General features: G+C 62.6%; 13 protein-coding genes and 2 pseudogenes. 10 read left to right on the forward strand and 5 right to left on the reverse strand.

The features are described 5' to 3' along the window. The 3 genes from OUZ52_RS20225 to OUZ52_RS20235 form a co-directional block, all read left to right on the forward strand. The coding region (locus tag OUZ52_RS20225) for a gamma-glutamyltransferase (protein WP_266160364.1) at positions 1 to 400 on the forward strand (400 nt) is incomplete at its 5' end. A gap of 153 nt (positions 401 to 553) precedes the next feature. Continuing rightward, positions 554 to 1408, forward strand: a complete 855-nt coding sequence (locus tag OUZ52_RS20230) for an MBL fold metallo-hydrolase (protein WP_266160365.1) — start codon at positions 554 to 556, stop codon at positions 1406 to 1408. Continuing rightward, positions 1405 to 2274: a TMEM43 family protein gene (locus tag OUZ52_RS20235; protein ID WP_266160366.1), complete on the forward strand. Its 870-nt coding sequence runs from the start codon at positions 1405 to 1407 to the stop codon at positions 2272 to 2274. The genes OUZ52_RS20230 and OUZ52_RS20235 overlap by 4 nt, the downstream gene beginning before the upstream one ends. A gap of 308 nt (positions 2275 to 2582) precedes the next feature. Here the strand turns inward: OUZ52_RS20235 and OUZ52_RS22910 are convergent. From OUZ52_RS22910 to OUZ52_RS20260, 5 genes and pseudogenes are all read right to left on the reverse strand, one after another. Then, positions 2583 to 3536: pseudogene (locus OUZ52_RS22910) on the reverse strand (EAL and HDOD domain-containing protein); the annotation flags it as partial. Positions 3537 to 3724: 188 nt separating this feature from the next. After that, the gene (locus OUZ52_RS20245) at positions 3725 to 4171 is read right to left on the reverse strand and encodes a flagella synthesis protein FlgN (protein WP_266160367.1); all 447 of its coding nucleotides are present in this window, start codon (positions 4169 to 4171) and stop codon (positions 3725 to 3727) included. Between the two features lie 11 nt (positions 4172 to 4182). Next, complete coding sequence (gene flgM, locus OUZ52_RS20250; RefSeq protein ID WP_266160368.1) at positions 4183 to 4503, reverse strand: flagellar biosynthesis anti-sigma factor FlgM; 321 nt, start codon at positions 4501 to 4503, stop codon at positions 4183 to 4185. Between the two features lie 280 nt (positions 4504 to 4783). Then, positions 4784 to 5485, reverse strand: a complete 702-nt coding sequence (flgA, locus tag OUZ52_RS20255) for a flagellar basal body P-ring formation chaperone FlgA (protein WP_266160369.1) — start codon at positions 5483 to 5485, stop codon at positions 4784 to 4786. Continuing rightward, on the reverse strand, positions 5482 to 6807 hold the full coding sequence (locus tag OUZ52_RS20260; protein WP_323135379.1) for a methyl-accepting chemotaxis protein: 1326 nt from the start codon (positions 6805 to 6807) through the stop codon (positions 5482 to 5484). The genes flgA and OUZ52_RS20260 overlap by 4 nt, the downstream gene beginning before the upstream one ends. Before the next feature lie 426 nt (positions 6808 to 7233). On the opposite strand from OUZ52_RS20260, the pseudogene OUZ52_RS22915 reads away from it, so the two are divergent. From OUZ52_RS22915 to flgH, 7 genes and pseudogenes are all read left to right on the forward strand, one after another. After that, positions 7234 to 7335 (forward strand): annotated as a pseudogene (locus OUZ52_RS22915) (flagellar basal body protein); the annotation flags it as partial. Positions 7336 to 7527: 192 nt separating this feature from the next. Continuing rightward, a complete protein-coding gene (flgC, locus tag OUZ52_RS20270; protein ID WP_266160377.1) occupies positions 7528 to 7956 on the forward strand; it encodes a flagellar basal body rod protein FlgC in 429 nt (142 codons plus the stop codon). 78 nt (positions 7957 to 8034) lie between these two features. After that, the gene (locus OUZ52_RS20275) at positions 8035 to 8691 is read left to right on the forward strand and encodes a flagellar hook assembly protein FlgD (RefSeq protein ID WP_266160370.1); all 657 of its coding nucleotides are present in this window, start codon (positions 8035 to 8037) and stop codon (positions 8689 to 8691) included. Between the two features lie 31 nt (positions 8692 to 8722). Beyond that, the gene (gene flgE / locus OUZ52_RS20280) at positions 8723 to 9943 is read left to right on the forward strand and encodes a flagellar hook protein FlgE (protein ID WP_266160371.1); all 1221 of its coding nucleotides are present in this window, start codon (positions 8723 to 8725) and stop codon (positions 9941 to 9943) included. A 56-nt stretch (positions 9944 to 9999) separates the two neighbouring features. Further along, entirely contained in the window at positions 10000 to 10740 is a 741-nt protein-coding gene (gene flgF / locus OUZ52_RS20285) for a flagellar basal-body rod protein FlgF (RefSeq protein WP_266160372.1), read from the forward strand. Positions 10741 to 10794: 54 nt separating this feature from the next. Then, positions 10795 to 11580, forward strand: coding sequence for a flagellar basal-body rod protein FlgG (gene flgG, locus OUZ52_RS20290; RefSeq protein ID WP_266160373.1), 786 nt, complete (start codon positions 10795 to 10797; stop codon positions 11578 to 11580). Positions 11581 to 11583: 3 nt separating this feature from the next. Further along, complete coding sequence (gene flgH / locus OUZ52_RS20295; RefSeq protein WP_266160374.1) at positions 11584 to 12261, forward strand: flagellar basal body L-ring protein FlgH; 678 nt, start codon at positions 11584 to 11586, stop codon at positions 12259 to 12261. Positions 12262 to 12767 lie beyond the last annotated feature (506 nt).

Genomic DNA, 12767 nt, shown 5'->3' on the forward strand with positions numbered 1-12767 from the left:
CAGTGCGGCCAATGCGCCGGCGCCAGGCAAGCGCATGCTGTCTTCGATGACGCCAAGCATCGTCTTCGGCGCTGACCGCGTCGGCATCATCGGCTCGCCCGGCGGCTCCACCATCATCACCCAGGTGCTGGAAGGCATTCTTGCCTTTATCGACGGCAAGAACGCCACCGATATCACCGCGCAAAAACGCTTCCACCATCAGTTCATGCCCGACCGCGTGGACATGGAAGACGGCGCCTTCGACCAAGCCACCATCGATACGTTGACCAAGATGGGCCATAACCTGAAGCAGCGCGATTCGTGGGGCTTCATGAACGTGGTCACCTGGGACCTGAAAGCCCACAAGCTCGATGCCGCCAGCGATCCGCGGCGGCCTTCGGGCCTGGGTAAGGTGCAGTAGCGGCTAGGTATGTCGTAAGCCGGCACCCCTCCCCAGCCCTCCCGCGCGACCGAGCGAGTAGGGGGCTGGAATGGGTAATGGGTTGCAGGCGACAGTCCATGCGAGTCACCGCGAACCACCCAAAAATCGTGAACAAAGGAGTATTAATTCGCCATGAAACTTTGGTCATTGATCGGTAACTCGCAGCAGCTCGATGGTGGCGCCATGTTCGGCAATGCACCGAAGGCGCTGTGGTCGCGCTGGATCGCCCCGGACGAACAAAACCGCATCCCGCTGGCCTGCCGTTGCTTGCTGGCCAAGGATCTGGATGGCCGCAACGTGTTGTTCGAGACCGGCATCGGCGCGTTCTTCGAGCCGGCACTGCGTGAGCGCTATGGTGTGGTCGAGGACCGTCATGTGCTGCTCGATTCGCTGGCCGAGGCGGGGCTTAGCCACGAAGACATCGACGTGGTGGTGTTGTCGCACCTGCATTTCGATCATGCCGGCGGTTTGCTGGCGGCATGGCAGCAGGGGCAGCCGCCGCAGTTGTTGTTTCCCAAGGCGACCTATGTGGTGGGCGCGGCGCAGTGGCAGCGCGCGATGACGCCGCATCCGCGCGATCGCGCTTCATTTATTCCCGAATTGCAGCAGCTGCTTAGCGACAGCGGTCGGCTGGAACTGGTCGACGGCGAACATTCGAAGGTGCTCGGCGATGCCGTGCGCTTCAGTTATTCAGACGGCCATACGCCGGGCCTGATGCTGGCTGAGGTGGGCGGGGTGGTGTTCTGTGCCGACCTGATCCCCGGACGCTTCTGGGTGCATTTGCCGATCACCATGGGTTACGACCGTTACCCGGAAAAACTCATTGAAGAAAAGCGCGTCTTTCTCGATGACAAGCTGGCCCGCGATGTCCGCCTGTTTTTTACCCATGACCATGATTGTGCGATGGCTCGCGTGGTGCGTGACGAGCGCGGCCGCTACGGTACCGCTGACGAACAGCGTGATCTGCATGGGGTAGCGCGGCGGTGAGCGCGGACAAGCAAAAGCGCACCTTGCAAGCGGCGGCTGCGGTGCTGTTGCTGGCAGGCATGGCATTGATTGGCATCACCGAGAAAAGCCTGGCCGAGTATCGCGCCGCGGCTGCGCGGCATGGCGGCCAGGTGATCGACCTGGGCAGTTCAGAGCATCCCGATGCGGGACAGTCGGCAGGCGAGATGGTGCGGGTGGTCGGTCCGATCAACGTCGTCGAGCCGCCCTACGACGAGCAGTTCAATCAGCGCTTCGACGCGCCGGTGCTGATTCGCCACGTGGAAATGTTCCAGTGGCGCGAGGTGCATATCGGCGAGCAACTGCATTACGAGATGGACTGGGTCGATCGCCCCGTCGACGCCAGTCGCTTTGCGCAGCCGTCAGGGCATGATAACCCCGGTGGTTTTCCTATCGAGGGCAAGCAATTCGATGCGAGGCAGGTGCGGGTCAATCAGCTGATCTTGTCGCCACCGCTCTTGCATGCGCTGCCCGGCAGCGAGCGAGTAGCCCCGGATATGAAGCAGCTGCCCAGCAATCTGGCGGCCAGCTTCAGCCTGTACCAAAACTATTTGATGACCAGTGCAACCCCGGCCAACCCACGGCTTGGCGATTTGCGGGTCAGCTGGGAGATCGCCCCGAAACAGACCGTCACCGTGTTTGCCCGTCTCGACGGCGAGCGACTGGCACCGGCAAGCGATGCCGCCGATGGCAAGGGTTACGACATTCAGTCAGGCGATCGGGCGCTTACCGATATCTTCCCGGATTTACCGCTGCCGCCGGGCGGCGTGTGGATGCGCCGGGTGCTGGCCTTGTTGCTGATAGTCGCTGGCGTATTGTTGTGGGTCAGGGCGCGCCGCAACCCATAAGCCTTTCTCCCCGCAGGGGGATGTGACTTCAATTGGGCCGCTGTTCGGCAAACGTATAAACGTGATCGGCCCAGCGGGTGGCTTCGAGATACACCGTCGCCATGCATTTCGCCGGCCTCCCACTGAATTACCTGCTCCAGCAGTGGCGCGAAAGGGCCCTCGCGTTGCAAGAGTGCGCTGCGTATTTCGGGCGCCAGCGGCATATGTTCGAGTACGAAATCCATCGGGGCGCACATCAGGCTGTCCAGCAGCGAGAACAGTCCGGCGGTGAACGCCATCTCGCGTTGCTCGCGCGATAGGTGCTGCGCCAGCTGTTCGCACATGTGCGCGCGAATCAGCGCGGCGCGCAGCAGTTCCGGCGGGCGGTCGTGCATGCCGCTCAAGGCCATCGTGCTGATCCAGTTGCGAATCCGCTTGATGCCGAAAAAGATCGCCGCCTGCTCGACCGATTTGAGCTGGCGCGGCAGGGCGAAGTAAGCCGAGTTGACACAGCCCAGCAGCTTGTAGCTGAGAATGGCGTCATTACGGATCACTTGCCCCAGCTCTACCGGGCCGGCGCCTTCTTCTTCCAGCGCACGCAGCAGGCGCAGCACGCTCAGGCGGTTGGCGCTGAGCACCGGCACGTCGACTTTTTCCGGCAGCAGCAGATAGCCGCCCTGGATCGCCACAAAGGGCAGCATCATGCAGCGATGGCAGGTTTCATGATCGTCGACGTGGCCGGCGATGACTTGCAGGCCGCGAGCATGCAGATGCTCGCATTGCTCGCGCAGGGTGAGCGGGTCGAGGCGGCGCGCATCCAGCCGTACAAAACGCGCCAGTGCCAGCAAGGCGCTGGCCGCGCGATCACTGCTGGCTTGCGGAATCGGTCGTGCGCCTTGATCGAGCAACAAGGTGCAGCCGCGCTGAGACAAGGATGCCAGGTGCTGCAGCAGCACCTCGTCATCGGCGTAATCGGGATCGATCACCAGGCCGATGCGCGGATAACGCAGCAACAGCTCCGATTGCTCCAGCAATAACTTACGCGACAAATGCAGAAACACCCGGTTATCGCGCGCGAGTCGGGTTACCGAGCCGTCGATGATGGTGGAGAGCACCCGATGCATCAGCGTGGTTTCGTCATCGTCCGGCTGCAACAGCAGTTCGTAGGCGACCAGCTGATGCTCGCGATCGAGCATCGGCACGCGCACTACCGGTAGCGGCGCTTCATGAAAAGCGGCGCCCTGCGGATGATCAGTTACGGCTTGGACAACAATGTCGCTCATGAGGGATCGTCAATACCGGCGCGGATCGCCATCGCTAGCGAGCCCTGCGCGAATCGTCGCCCGCTACCGTGCCTGGATGCGGGGTGGGTGGGGACGAGCATGAGCAACCGGGAACTGAGATGGCAAGAGCGTTGCAGTTCCGCCGCGTCTGCCTACTCTTTATTCTCGATGTCCCATGCCCAGCTCAATCAAGCCTCGGCCAGCGGCAGTGAGCGGTAGCCGCTACTCAGTATGCCTGCTGGTCCATACAGATTCGTTTCGTCTTTGCCGCCGGTTAGTACGGATAAAGCGTGCCGTATCTGACTCAGCTGCTGCCCGACGATGCTGCCGTTACGTTGGTTGGCATGTTGGCAGGCGGCCAGTGCTTTTAGCACATCGGCCCAGGCCGCTTGTTGTTCTGTCGATGGCGCCGCCAGGTTTTGCGTCAGTTGCACGCGTTCGGCATCGAGCTGTTCCAGTCGCCGCATCAGCGCCTGCTTGGCTTCGCCGGCCCGGTCCAGCGCCTCGGCGTCGGCCTGGCTGAGCGCGTTGCGCTCGGCGGCCAGTGCTTCGCTCAGTTGCCCAACGGCGACGCGCATGTCGCCGATCACGGCAGACAAGGTGTCGCTCAATTCGACTTGCAGCGCGGTGTTCATGCCTTAGGCGCTCACACTTTTCCGTTGAGCTGGTTTTCCGGCGAAATCATGCGATCGGCAATCTTGCTGGCGTCGATGCGGTAACTGCCGTCGGCCAGCGCCTTGCGTATTTGCTCCACCCGCTGCGTGTCGATCGCATGGCCCTTGTCACCTTGCGCCGCTTGCTGCAAGGCGCGCGCCGACGCGGTCAGCTGTACGCTGTCGTCAGCCGCCGCCACCGGTGCGGTGTCGGTGGTGTTGGCGTTGACCCCGCCTTGCGTCGCGCTACCGCTCTGGCCGCTCTTGGGCTGAGGCAATACCGGTAAGCCGTTGGATGTGATGGTGGTGTTCATGGTTGTGATCTCTTTGCAGCCTGACTCGATGAGTTTCGTGCCTTGCCTGGGCAGTTTATCGGCGATCCTGGGGGGAACTTTAGAGTGGGGAGCGGGGAATGGGGAACCTGAAGTCGGAGGGGATGTTTAGCTGTTCGCTCTATGCGCGCTCTTGTTCTTTAAGTTTTGGCTTGTGTTTGTGCTTATGCCCTTCAAGCTCTTCCCCGTTCCCCGTTCCCCGTTCCCCGTTCCCCGTTCCCCGTTCCCCGTTCCCCGTTCCCCGTTCCCCGTTCCCCGTTCCTCATGGCAACACCTCGACCACCCCGGCATCGCGTACTACCGCATCCACCGCCTTCCCGGAGCTGTCGTTGCGCACGCGCAGGCGGGCGCCGGCATCGCCGCTGCCCAGGGCCAGGCCGTTGGCGCGCACTTCAATGCCATCGAGCCGGGCGATCAGTTGCACGTGGTCGCCAGCGCGCACGCTTTGCCGTCCGCCCAGGGCGCCGGGGGTGAGCACACTGCCGGCGCTCAAGGGCCGCGCCAGTACGCGCCCGGTGGCTTGCTCGACCTGCTCGATATAGCCGTAACCCAGTCGTGCGATATCGCGCTCTTCGCTGCGCAGGTCGCCCGGTACGATGCCATCGCCGCGTTGCAGCGGTCGCGTGGTGACCAGCACATGGCGGTAAAGCTGCAATTGCACCGGTATACGCACTCGCCAACCGCCGGCGACCGGGCAGCGCACCTCCACGCTAAGCCGCGAGGCCGGTTGTTTGGGTGCCAGCGCCTGCAGCGGCAGCGCGCAATCGGCAAGTTGCAGGCGGCTGTCCAGGCGGTCGGTCTTTATAACGACACGGTTGCCGGGCAAATCGTAGTGTTGCTGCAAGGTGTGCTCGGCGGCGGTGCGCAAATCGTCGGCCGATGGCGTCGCGCTGGCGGGCACCGCGTAGGCCGCCTGCACCAGCAGTAGCAAAAGCGGCAACGGCACGCGACGCCACGGCTTCATGCGTGACTATCGGCAAGCAGCACACCGAGCTGCTGATGAATGGTTTCGCGTTCCGTTTCCAGCCGCCCCGGCAATTGCGCGGCTTGCCCAAGCTCACCCTGGCTGAGCAGACTGACAAAGGTTTCGGCGTGCGCGCTCAGTCGCCGCCCGGCTTCCAGCAAAGGCGCAGCGGCTGGATGGGCCGTGTGGTGAGCGGCAAATCGTTGCAGTGCATGCTTGAGCATATCGGTATCGAACCAGCGCCGGTCGAGCGCGGCGGGTTCGTGCAAGGCCAGTTCCATCGCCTGGCGCAAGCCCTGGATGGATTCACGCAGACTCAAGCTGAGTCCGGCCACGGAATGACCCGCCGTGAGATCCAGCCAACTCATATCCAGCCAGTTAAGACAAAGCCGGTGCGATAGCACCGCCGCCCGGTCCAGCGCCTCGGTTTGCCGGCGCGCTTCGGTCTGGCGTCGTTGCAGAGCGCCAAGCGCGGCCTGGGTTGCACTCACCCGTACGTTTTGCGCGTCGCAGCTTTGCTGCAAGGTTTGCAGGCGGTTACTGGCGATGTGCAGCGCCTCGGCGCCATCCTGCAAAGCTTCGCTGGTGCGGCTGATGCGTTCTTGCGCACCCTCAAGCCGTTGCATGCCGTGTTGCACGTCGCCATCGAGCTGCTGCGAGAAATCGCCGATCGACGCGGTGACGGCTTCAATCTCGCCGGTGGTCTGGCTGGTCTTCTCGGCCAGCTGTTTTACTTCATCGGCCACCACTGCAAAGCCGCGGCCGGCTTCGCCGGCGCGGGCGGCCTCGATCGCCGCATTCAGCGCCACCAGGTTGGTTTGGTGCGCGATCTCCTGCACGGTGGCAGTGAGTTTGCGAATCTGCGCCACTTGCTCGGCAAGCTTGCTCTGGTTGCGGCTCATCGCCGACAAGGCGCTGCGCAGCAGGCGCAATTGGCCGTCCAATTCATTGGCCGTGGCGGCACCATGGCGCGTGGTTTCCCGGGCCCGCTCAATACCGCCGGCGGTTTGCTGCAGGCTCGTCGAGATTCCGGCGCCGTTATCCGTCAAACGCCCGGCACTCTCGCGGCTTTCATGCGTGGCCTGATCCAGCGCCTGATGTTCGCGCAGTAATGCCTGGGCCGCACTCAACATCAGCCCTTGTTGTTCCACCGCCTGCATGGCGAGGGTGGATGGCTCGCGCGGCATCGCCTGCGCCAGCAGTGGCGCCAGCGTCTGCGCCAGGCGCGGGTGCTGGCGTGAGAGCAACATCACTCGCGCGGCATCGCCGGTAACGGCGGCCTGTACCAGTGCGTCGAGATGCTTGCTCCGGATTAATTGCATGTGACCAGGCTCATGAACAGGGCGGTCCTAGGATGGATGGTCTTAGGTAGATCGTCGGTGTGCGGCAAAACTTGAGGATGCAAGAGAGGTGCCAGTGAGAGCGGGCGCGGAGAATGGGTGATTTAGTCGCGGGGGCTTATCACCTCCCAGCCTCCCCCTGCGCTAGGGGGATGAGCCAAATCCCCCTGCGTTCAACTTCCTCCGGTGATTACAGGGGAGGGTTGGGGGAGGCACTTGCGACAAGGCTTTAGCGGTTCGCACTGAGCCGTCAAAAAAAACAGGCGTCAGGATTTCGTCTTTAACGGCGCCGTAGAACCGTCGATGTGCTTGCCTATAACGCACAAACCCAGCCTGCATGCGCGTTGCACCGGCATGGCATGCAATTTGCCACGTGCTTCGTGCGGCCTCTGCCGCGCGGAGTTTGCGATGAGTTCAATCAACGACAACTTGTTCGGTGTGCACACCAAGGCCCTTGGTTTGTGGCAGCGCCGTGCCGAAGTGTTGGCGAGCAATCTGGCTAATGCCGACACACCGGAGTATCTCGCGCGTGATGTCGATTTTCGCAAGGCACTCGCCGATGCCGGCGACGCCCAGCAAAACCTGCGCTTGCGCGCCGACGCGCCGGGGCATATCGACACCGCCACGCAAGCGGCCGAGCCACTGGCGTATCGCATGCCGACGCAGCATGTTGCGCAGTGCGATTACCGGAGGCCAGGGCTGATGTCGTTATTCAAGATTTTCGATGTGGCCGGTTCCGGCATGAGCGCGCAGTCGCTGCGCCTGAATACCGTGGCCAGCAATATGGCCAATGCCGATAGCGTGGCCTCGACCCCCGATGCGGCCTACCGTGCGCGCCAGCCGTTATTCGCCGCCGTGCAGCGGGACATGCTCGCCGGCCGCGGTGCCGCCGATGACGATGGCACCGGCGTGCAGGTGCTGGGCATCAGCGAAAGCGAGGCCGCGGCGCCAAGCCGCTACGAGCCGGGCAACCCGATGGCCGACCCCAGTGGCTATGTGTATGGCAGCAACGTCAATCCGGTCGATGAGCTGGTCAACATGATTTCCGCCTCGCGTTCGTATCAGAACAACGTCGAGGTGATGAACAGCACCCGGCAGCTGATGCAAAAGACGCTGGATCTCGGCAAGTAAGGCCAGCACACCCACCGCGACGGTAGCGGTATTTCGGCAACGCGCAACGATGCGGCATGTACCTACGAGGTTGGTGTAATGAGCGACATATCAGTCAACGGCAGCGGCAGTAACAACGCGACGCAGCAGTCATCGGCCGGCAAGGATCAAACCCTGACGCAGGCGAATTTTCTCAGCCTGCTGGTGCAGCAGATGCGCAATCAGGATCCGACCCAGCCGATGGATGCCTCGCAAATGGTGACCCAGCTGGCGCAGATCAGCCAAGTCTCGGCCACCCAGGGCCTGCAGACCTCGTTCGACAGCTTGAGCAAGTCGCTGCAAAGCAATCAACTGTTGCAGGCCAGCTCGATGGTCGGCCGCAACGTCACGGTGCCGTCCACTGCGGGCAAGCTCAGCGCCGGCGGCACGATCGACGGAGCAGTCAACGTGCCCACCTCCGGCGCGCGTGTACTGCTACAGGTCACCGATGCCAGCGGCAGCGTCGTGCGCAATATCGAACTGGGCACGCCCGATGCCGGGTTGGTCGATTTTCATTGGGACGGCTTGAGCGACAGCGGCGACAAATTGCCCGCCGGTACCTATGGGCTCAAAGCGCAGGCCGGTACCTCGGCGGCGCAAACCTATGTCAGCGGCAAGGTCAGCAGTGTCGGCATGGCCGGCAGCGACCTGGGCACTTATTTGCAAGTGGATGGTTTCGGCGGCGTGCTGCTGGGCCAGGTCGCGCGAGTCAATTGAGCGCATCAACAGATAAACCAAGGAAACAGCAATGGCATTCAACATCGCACTGAGTGGCCTCAACGCGGCGTCTTCCGATCTGGAGGTCACCGCCAACAATATCGCCAACACCGCGACCACCGGTTTCAAGGGTTCGCGGGCCGAGTTCGCCGAGTTGTACAGCGCAGCAGGCCGCAACCTCAGCTCGACCCAGATCGGTAGCGGTGTGCGGCTGACCAACGTGGCGCAGCAGTTCAAGGCGGGTAACGTCGAAACCACCGGCAACAGCCTCGATTTCGCCATCAGCGGCGACGGCTTTTTTACCCTGCGCGATGGCCAGGGTCTTTCCTATACCCGCGCCGGCGCCTTCCGCCAGGACGCCAACGGCTTCGTGGTCAATGCCAGCGGGCAGAACCTGCAAGTGTTTCCCAGCAACGCCAGCGGCGGCTTCGACAACAGCACGCTGAGCAATCTGCGTCTGATCACCTCGCAGAACGCCGCCAAGGCCACCGGCAGTGTGCAGATGGCCTTGAACCTGCCATCCAATGCCAGCGCACCGGTGAATGCGTTTAACCCCAAAGACGGCACCAGCTTCAATCAAGCCACACCCTTCACTGCCTACGACTCACTCGGTGCGACGCATAGCGGAACGGTGTATTTCGTCAAGGACGCAGCGGCCAATAGCTGGACAGCGCGGCTATATGTCGACGGCGTGGATACCGGCGCGACCCAGCAGATGACCTTCACCAGCAGCGGTGCGCTGGCGACCCCGGCGGGCGGCATGCTGGCGTTCCCGGCGATTACCCCGAGCCCGGGTGCCGATCCGATGAAGCTCAGCCTGGACATGTCCAAGGCGACTCAGTTCGGCAACAGCTACGCCGCCGGTTCGATTATCGCGGACGGCTATCCCACCGGTACGTTGTCAAGCATCGACGTGTCCAGCAGCGGCATCGTGCAGGCGAAATTCTCCAACGGCCAGTCGCAGGCACTGGGCCAGCTCGCCATGGCCAACTTCGCCAACCTGCAAGGGCTGCGCAAAATCGACAACACCAACTGGGCCGCCTCGTTCGACTCTGGTACGCCGGTGATGGGCGCCGCCGGCAGCGGCACGTTCGGCAGCGTGCAGTCCGGCGCGCTGGAGGCATCCAACACGGCCGATCTGACCGGGCAACTGGTGAATCTGATCAAGGCGCAGCGCAACTATCAGGCGAATGCGCAGGTGATTTCCACCGACGACAAGCTCACCCAGACGATTATCAATATCCGCAACTGACGATGTGCTCCTCCCCTAGCCTGCAGGGGAGGAGGTTGACCGCAATGAGGTAACCCATGGATCGCTCTCTTTACGTCGCCATGACCGGCGCCACGCAGACCATGCGCGCGCAGACCGAGGTGGCGCACAACCTGGCCAATGCCGACACCGTCGGCTTCAAGGCGCAGCTATCGGCGTTTCAGCCCTTGCCGGTGCAGGGGCCTGGGCTGGGGACGCGGGTCAATGGGGTGTCGCAAGGGCTGGGCAACGACCTGCGTGCAGGCGGCCAGATCGATACCGCGCGCCCGCTCGATATCGCCGTGCAAGGCGATGGCTGGATCGCGGTGCAAGCCGCTGACGGCAGCGAGGCTTATACCCGTGACGGCGAATTGCGCCTGACCGCCGACGGCTTGCTTACCGATGCACGCGGTAATCCCGTGCTCGGCGATGGCGGCCCGATCAGCGTGCCGCAAAGTTCGCAACTGGACATCGGCGCCGACGGCACGATTTCATCCGTGCCGCTGGGGCAAACGCCGAACACGGTTTCGGCTGTCGGGCGCATCAAATTGGTCAATCCGGCGACCGCGCAGCTGACCCAGGGCGAAGACGGCCTGATGCGCATGAGCGATGGCAGCACCGCCGGCGCCGACCCCGCGGTGACGTTGAAGTCGGGCGTGCTGGAGTCCAGCAATGTGAATCCGGCACAGACCCTGGTACAGATGATCCAGCTGTCACGGCAATACGAAATGCAGGTGCGCTCGATTCGCAGCGCTGATGACAACGAGCAGTCAGCGACACGCCTGCTGCAAGTGAGCTGACCTTACCGGATCGATGTTTCGATCACGCCGCACGAATACTCTGGAGTCTTCGCTATGTTCTCTTCGTTATGGGTTGCCAAGACCGGCCTCGATGCGCAGCAAACGCGCATGGATGTGATTTCTCACAACCTGGCCAACGCCAATACCACGGGCTTCAAAAGCTCGCGCGCGGCCTTTCAGGATCTGATCTACCAGAACCTGCGCCAGCCTGGCGGGCAGACTACCGAGCAAACCCAGGCGCCTTCGGGCCTGATGCTGGGCACCGGTGTGCGCGTGGTCGGCAACGAAAAATTATTCACCCAGGGCAATGTCGAGGCCACCGGCAATTCGATGGATGTGGCGATTCAAGGCCGCGGTTTTCTACAGGTCACTCAGCCCGACGGCAGCATCGCCTATACCCGCGATGGCTCACTGCACATGGATCAAAACGGACAGCTGGTGACCGCCGATGGCTATGCCCTGGATCCCGCCATCACCCTTCCGCAGAACGCGCAAAAAGTCACCATCGGCACTGATGGCACGGTTAGCGTGACGGTGCCGGGGCAGGCCGCCACACAGCAAGTGGGCACCGTGCAGCTCGCCGATTTCATCAACCCGGCCGGCCTGCAGCCCAATGGCGACAACCTCTATCTGGAAACCGCCTCCAGCGGCGCACCGCAAATCGGCCAACCCGGTCTCAACGGCATGGGCACCCTGGCGCAGGGCTCCTTGGAAAGCTCCAACGTCAATGTGGTCGAGCAAATGGTCGACATGATCCAGACCCAGCGCACCTACGAAATGAACTCCAAGGCCATCTCCGCGGCCGACTCCATGCTGCAATTTCTCACCAACAAGACCTGAGTCATGCCCACGCTTCGTACGCTTTTGTTGCTCGCTACAGTCGCCGCGCTGGCGGCCTGCGCCATGCCGATGCCGCGCGACGATATGGCCTGGGCACCGACCCCGCCGGCGGAGCCGCCGGTGCTGGCCGAGCAGGCCGACGGCGCGATTTATCACGAGGCGCAAAGCATGGAGCTATTCGCTGATCCACGCGCCCATCGGGTCGGCGATATCCTCACGATTGCCCTGGTCGAAAGCACCCAGGCCAGCAAAAAAAGCGCAACCAGCACCAGCAAGAAAGACAAAACCGCGATCACCGCACCAACCTTGCTAGGCCGCGCGCTGACGCTCGATGGCCGCAGCGCCGACATCAACGCGCAAAGCGGCAACAACTTCGACGGCAACGGCAGCAGCAGCCAAAGCAACCAGCTCACCGGACAAATCACCGTCACCGTGGCGCAACGTTTGTCCAACGGCAATTTGCTGGTGCGCGGCGAGAAGTGGCTGACGATTAATCAAGGGCAAGAGCTGGTGCGTGTGTCTGGCATTGTGCGGCCGCAGGATATTGGTCAGGACAATATCGTGCCGTCGACGCGGGTGGCGGATGCGCGGATTGGTTATACGGGGCGGGGGACGTTGGCGGATGCGAATACGCGGGGGTGGTTGTCGCGGTTTTTCAATTCTAAGTGGATGCCTTATTGATGGGCGGGTTCGCTTCTTTGCGTTGTCTGGATAAGGCTCGCTTCGGAGTGGGTTTCGTTTGTTTGTTGTCGTGTGGCGATCGGGTTCGCCTGCGGCGGGGTTTCGACCTCCTGCCGGAGGCCGAGTTACTTTTCTTTGCGTGGCCAAAGAAAAGTAACCCAAAGAAAGGCCAACCCCGCTTGTCGCCCTGCGGGTGCGTGAGGGTTGGCCGGGCTTTTCGACAGGGCTTCCTGCCCTGGCGAAAAGGCATCGACGTCCGTGTCGATGCCCCTGCGGGCCTTGTCGTCCAGCCCTCACCGACGCACAGGGGCCCCGAAGGTCAAGGGCAACATCAAGATCAAGATCAAGAACAGAAGCAGAGGCTGAGGCAGGAGAAGAAGGCGCAGCGCTCGGTGTTCGCGCTGATTCCCAAACTTGCCGTTCTAGCTCCTCCCCCTGCATGCAGGGGGAGGCTGGGAGGGGGTTGGGTCTTGCCGCAAGATGGCACCCCTCCCCAACCCTCCCCT

This window comes from Dyella silvatica, from assembly GCF_026283955.1.
GTDB lineage: Bacteria > Pseudomonadota > Gammaproteobacteria > Xanthomonadales > Rhodanobacteraceae > Dyella_C > Dyella_C silvatica.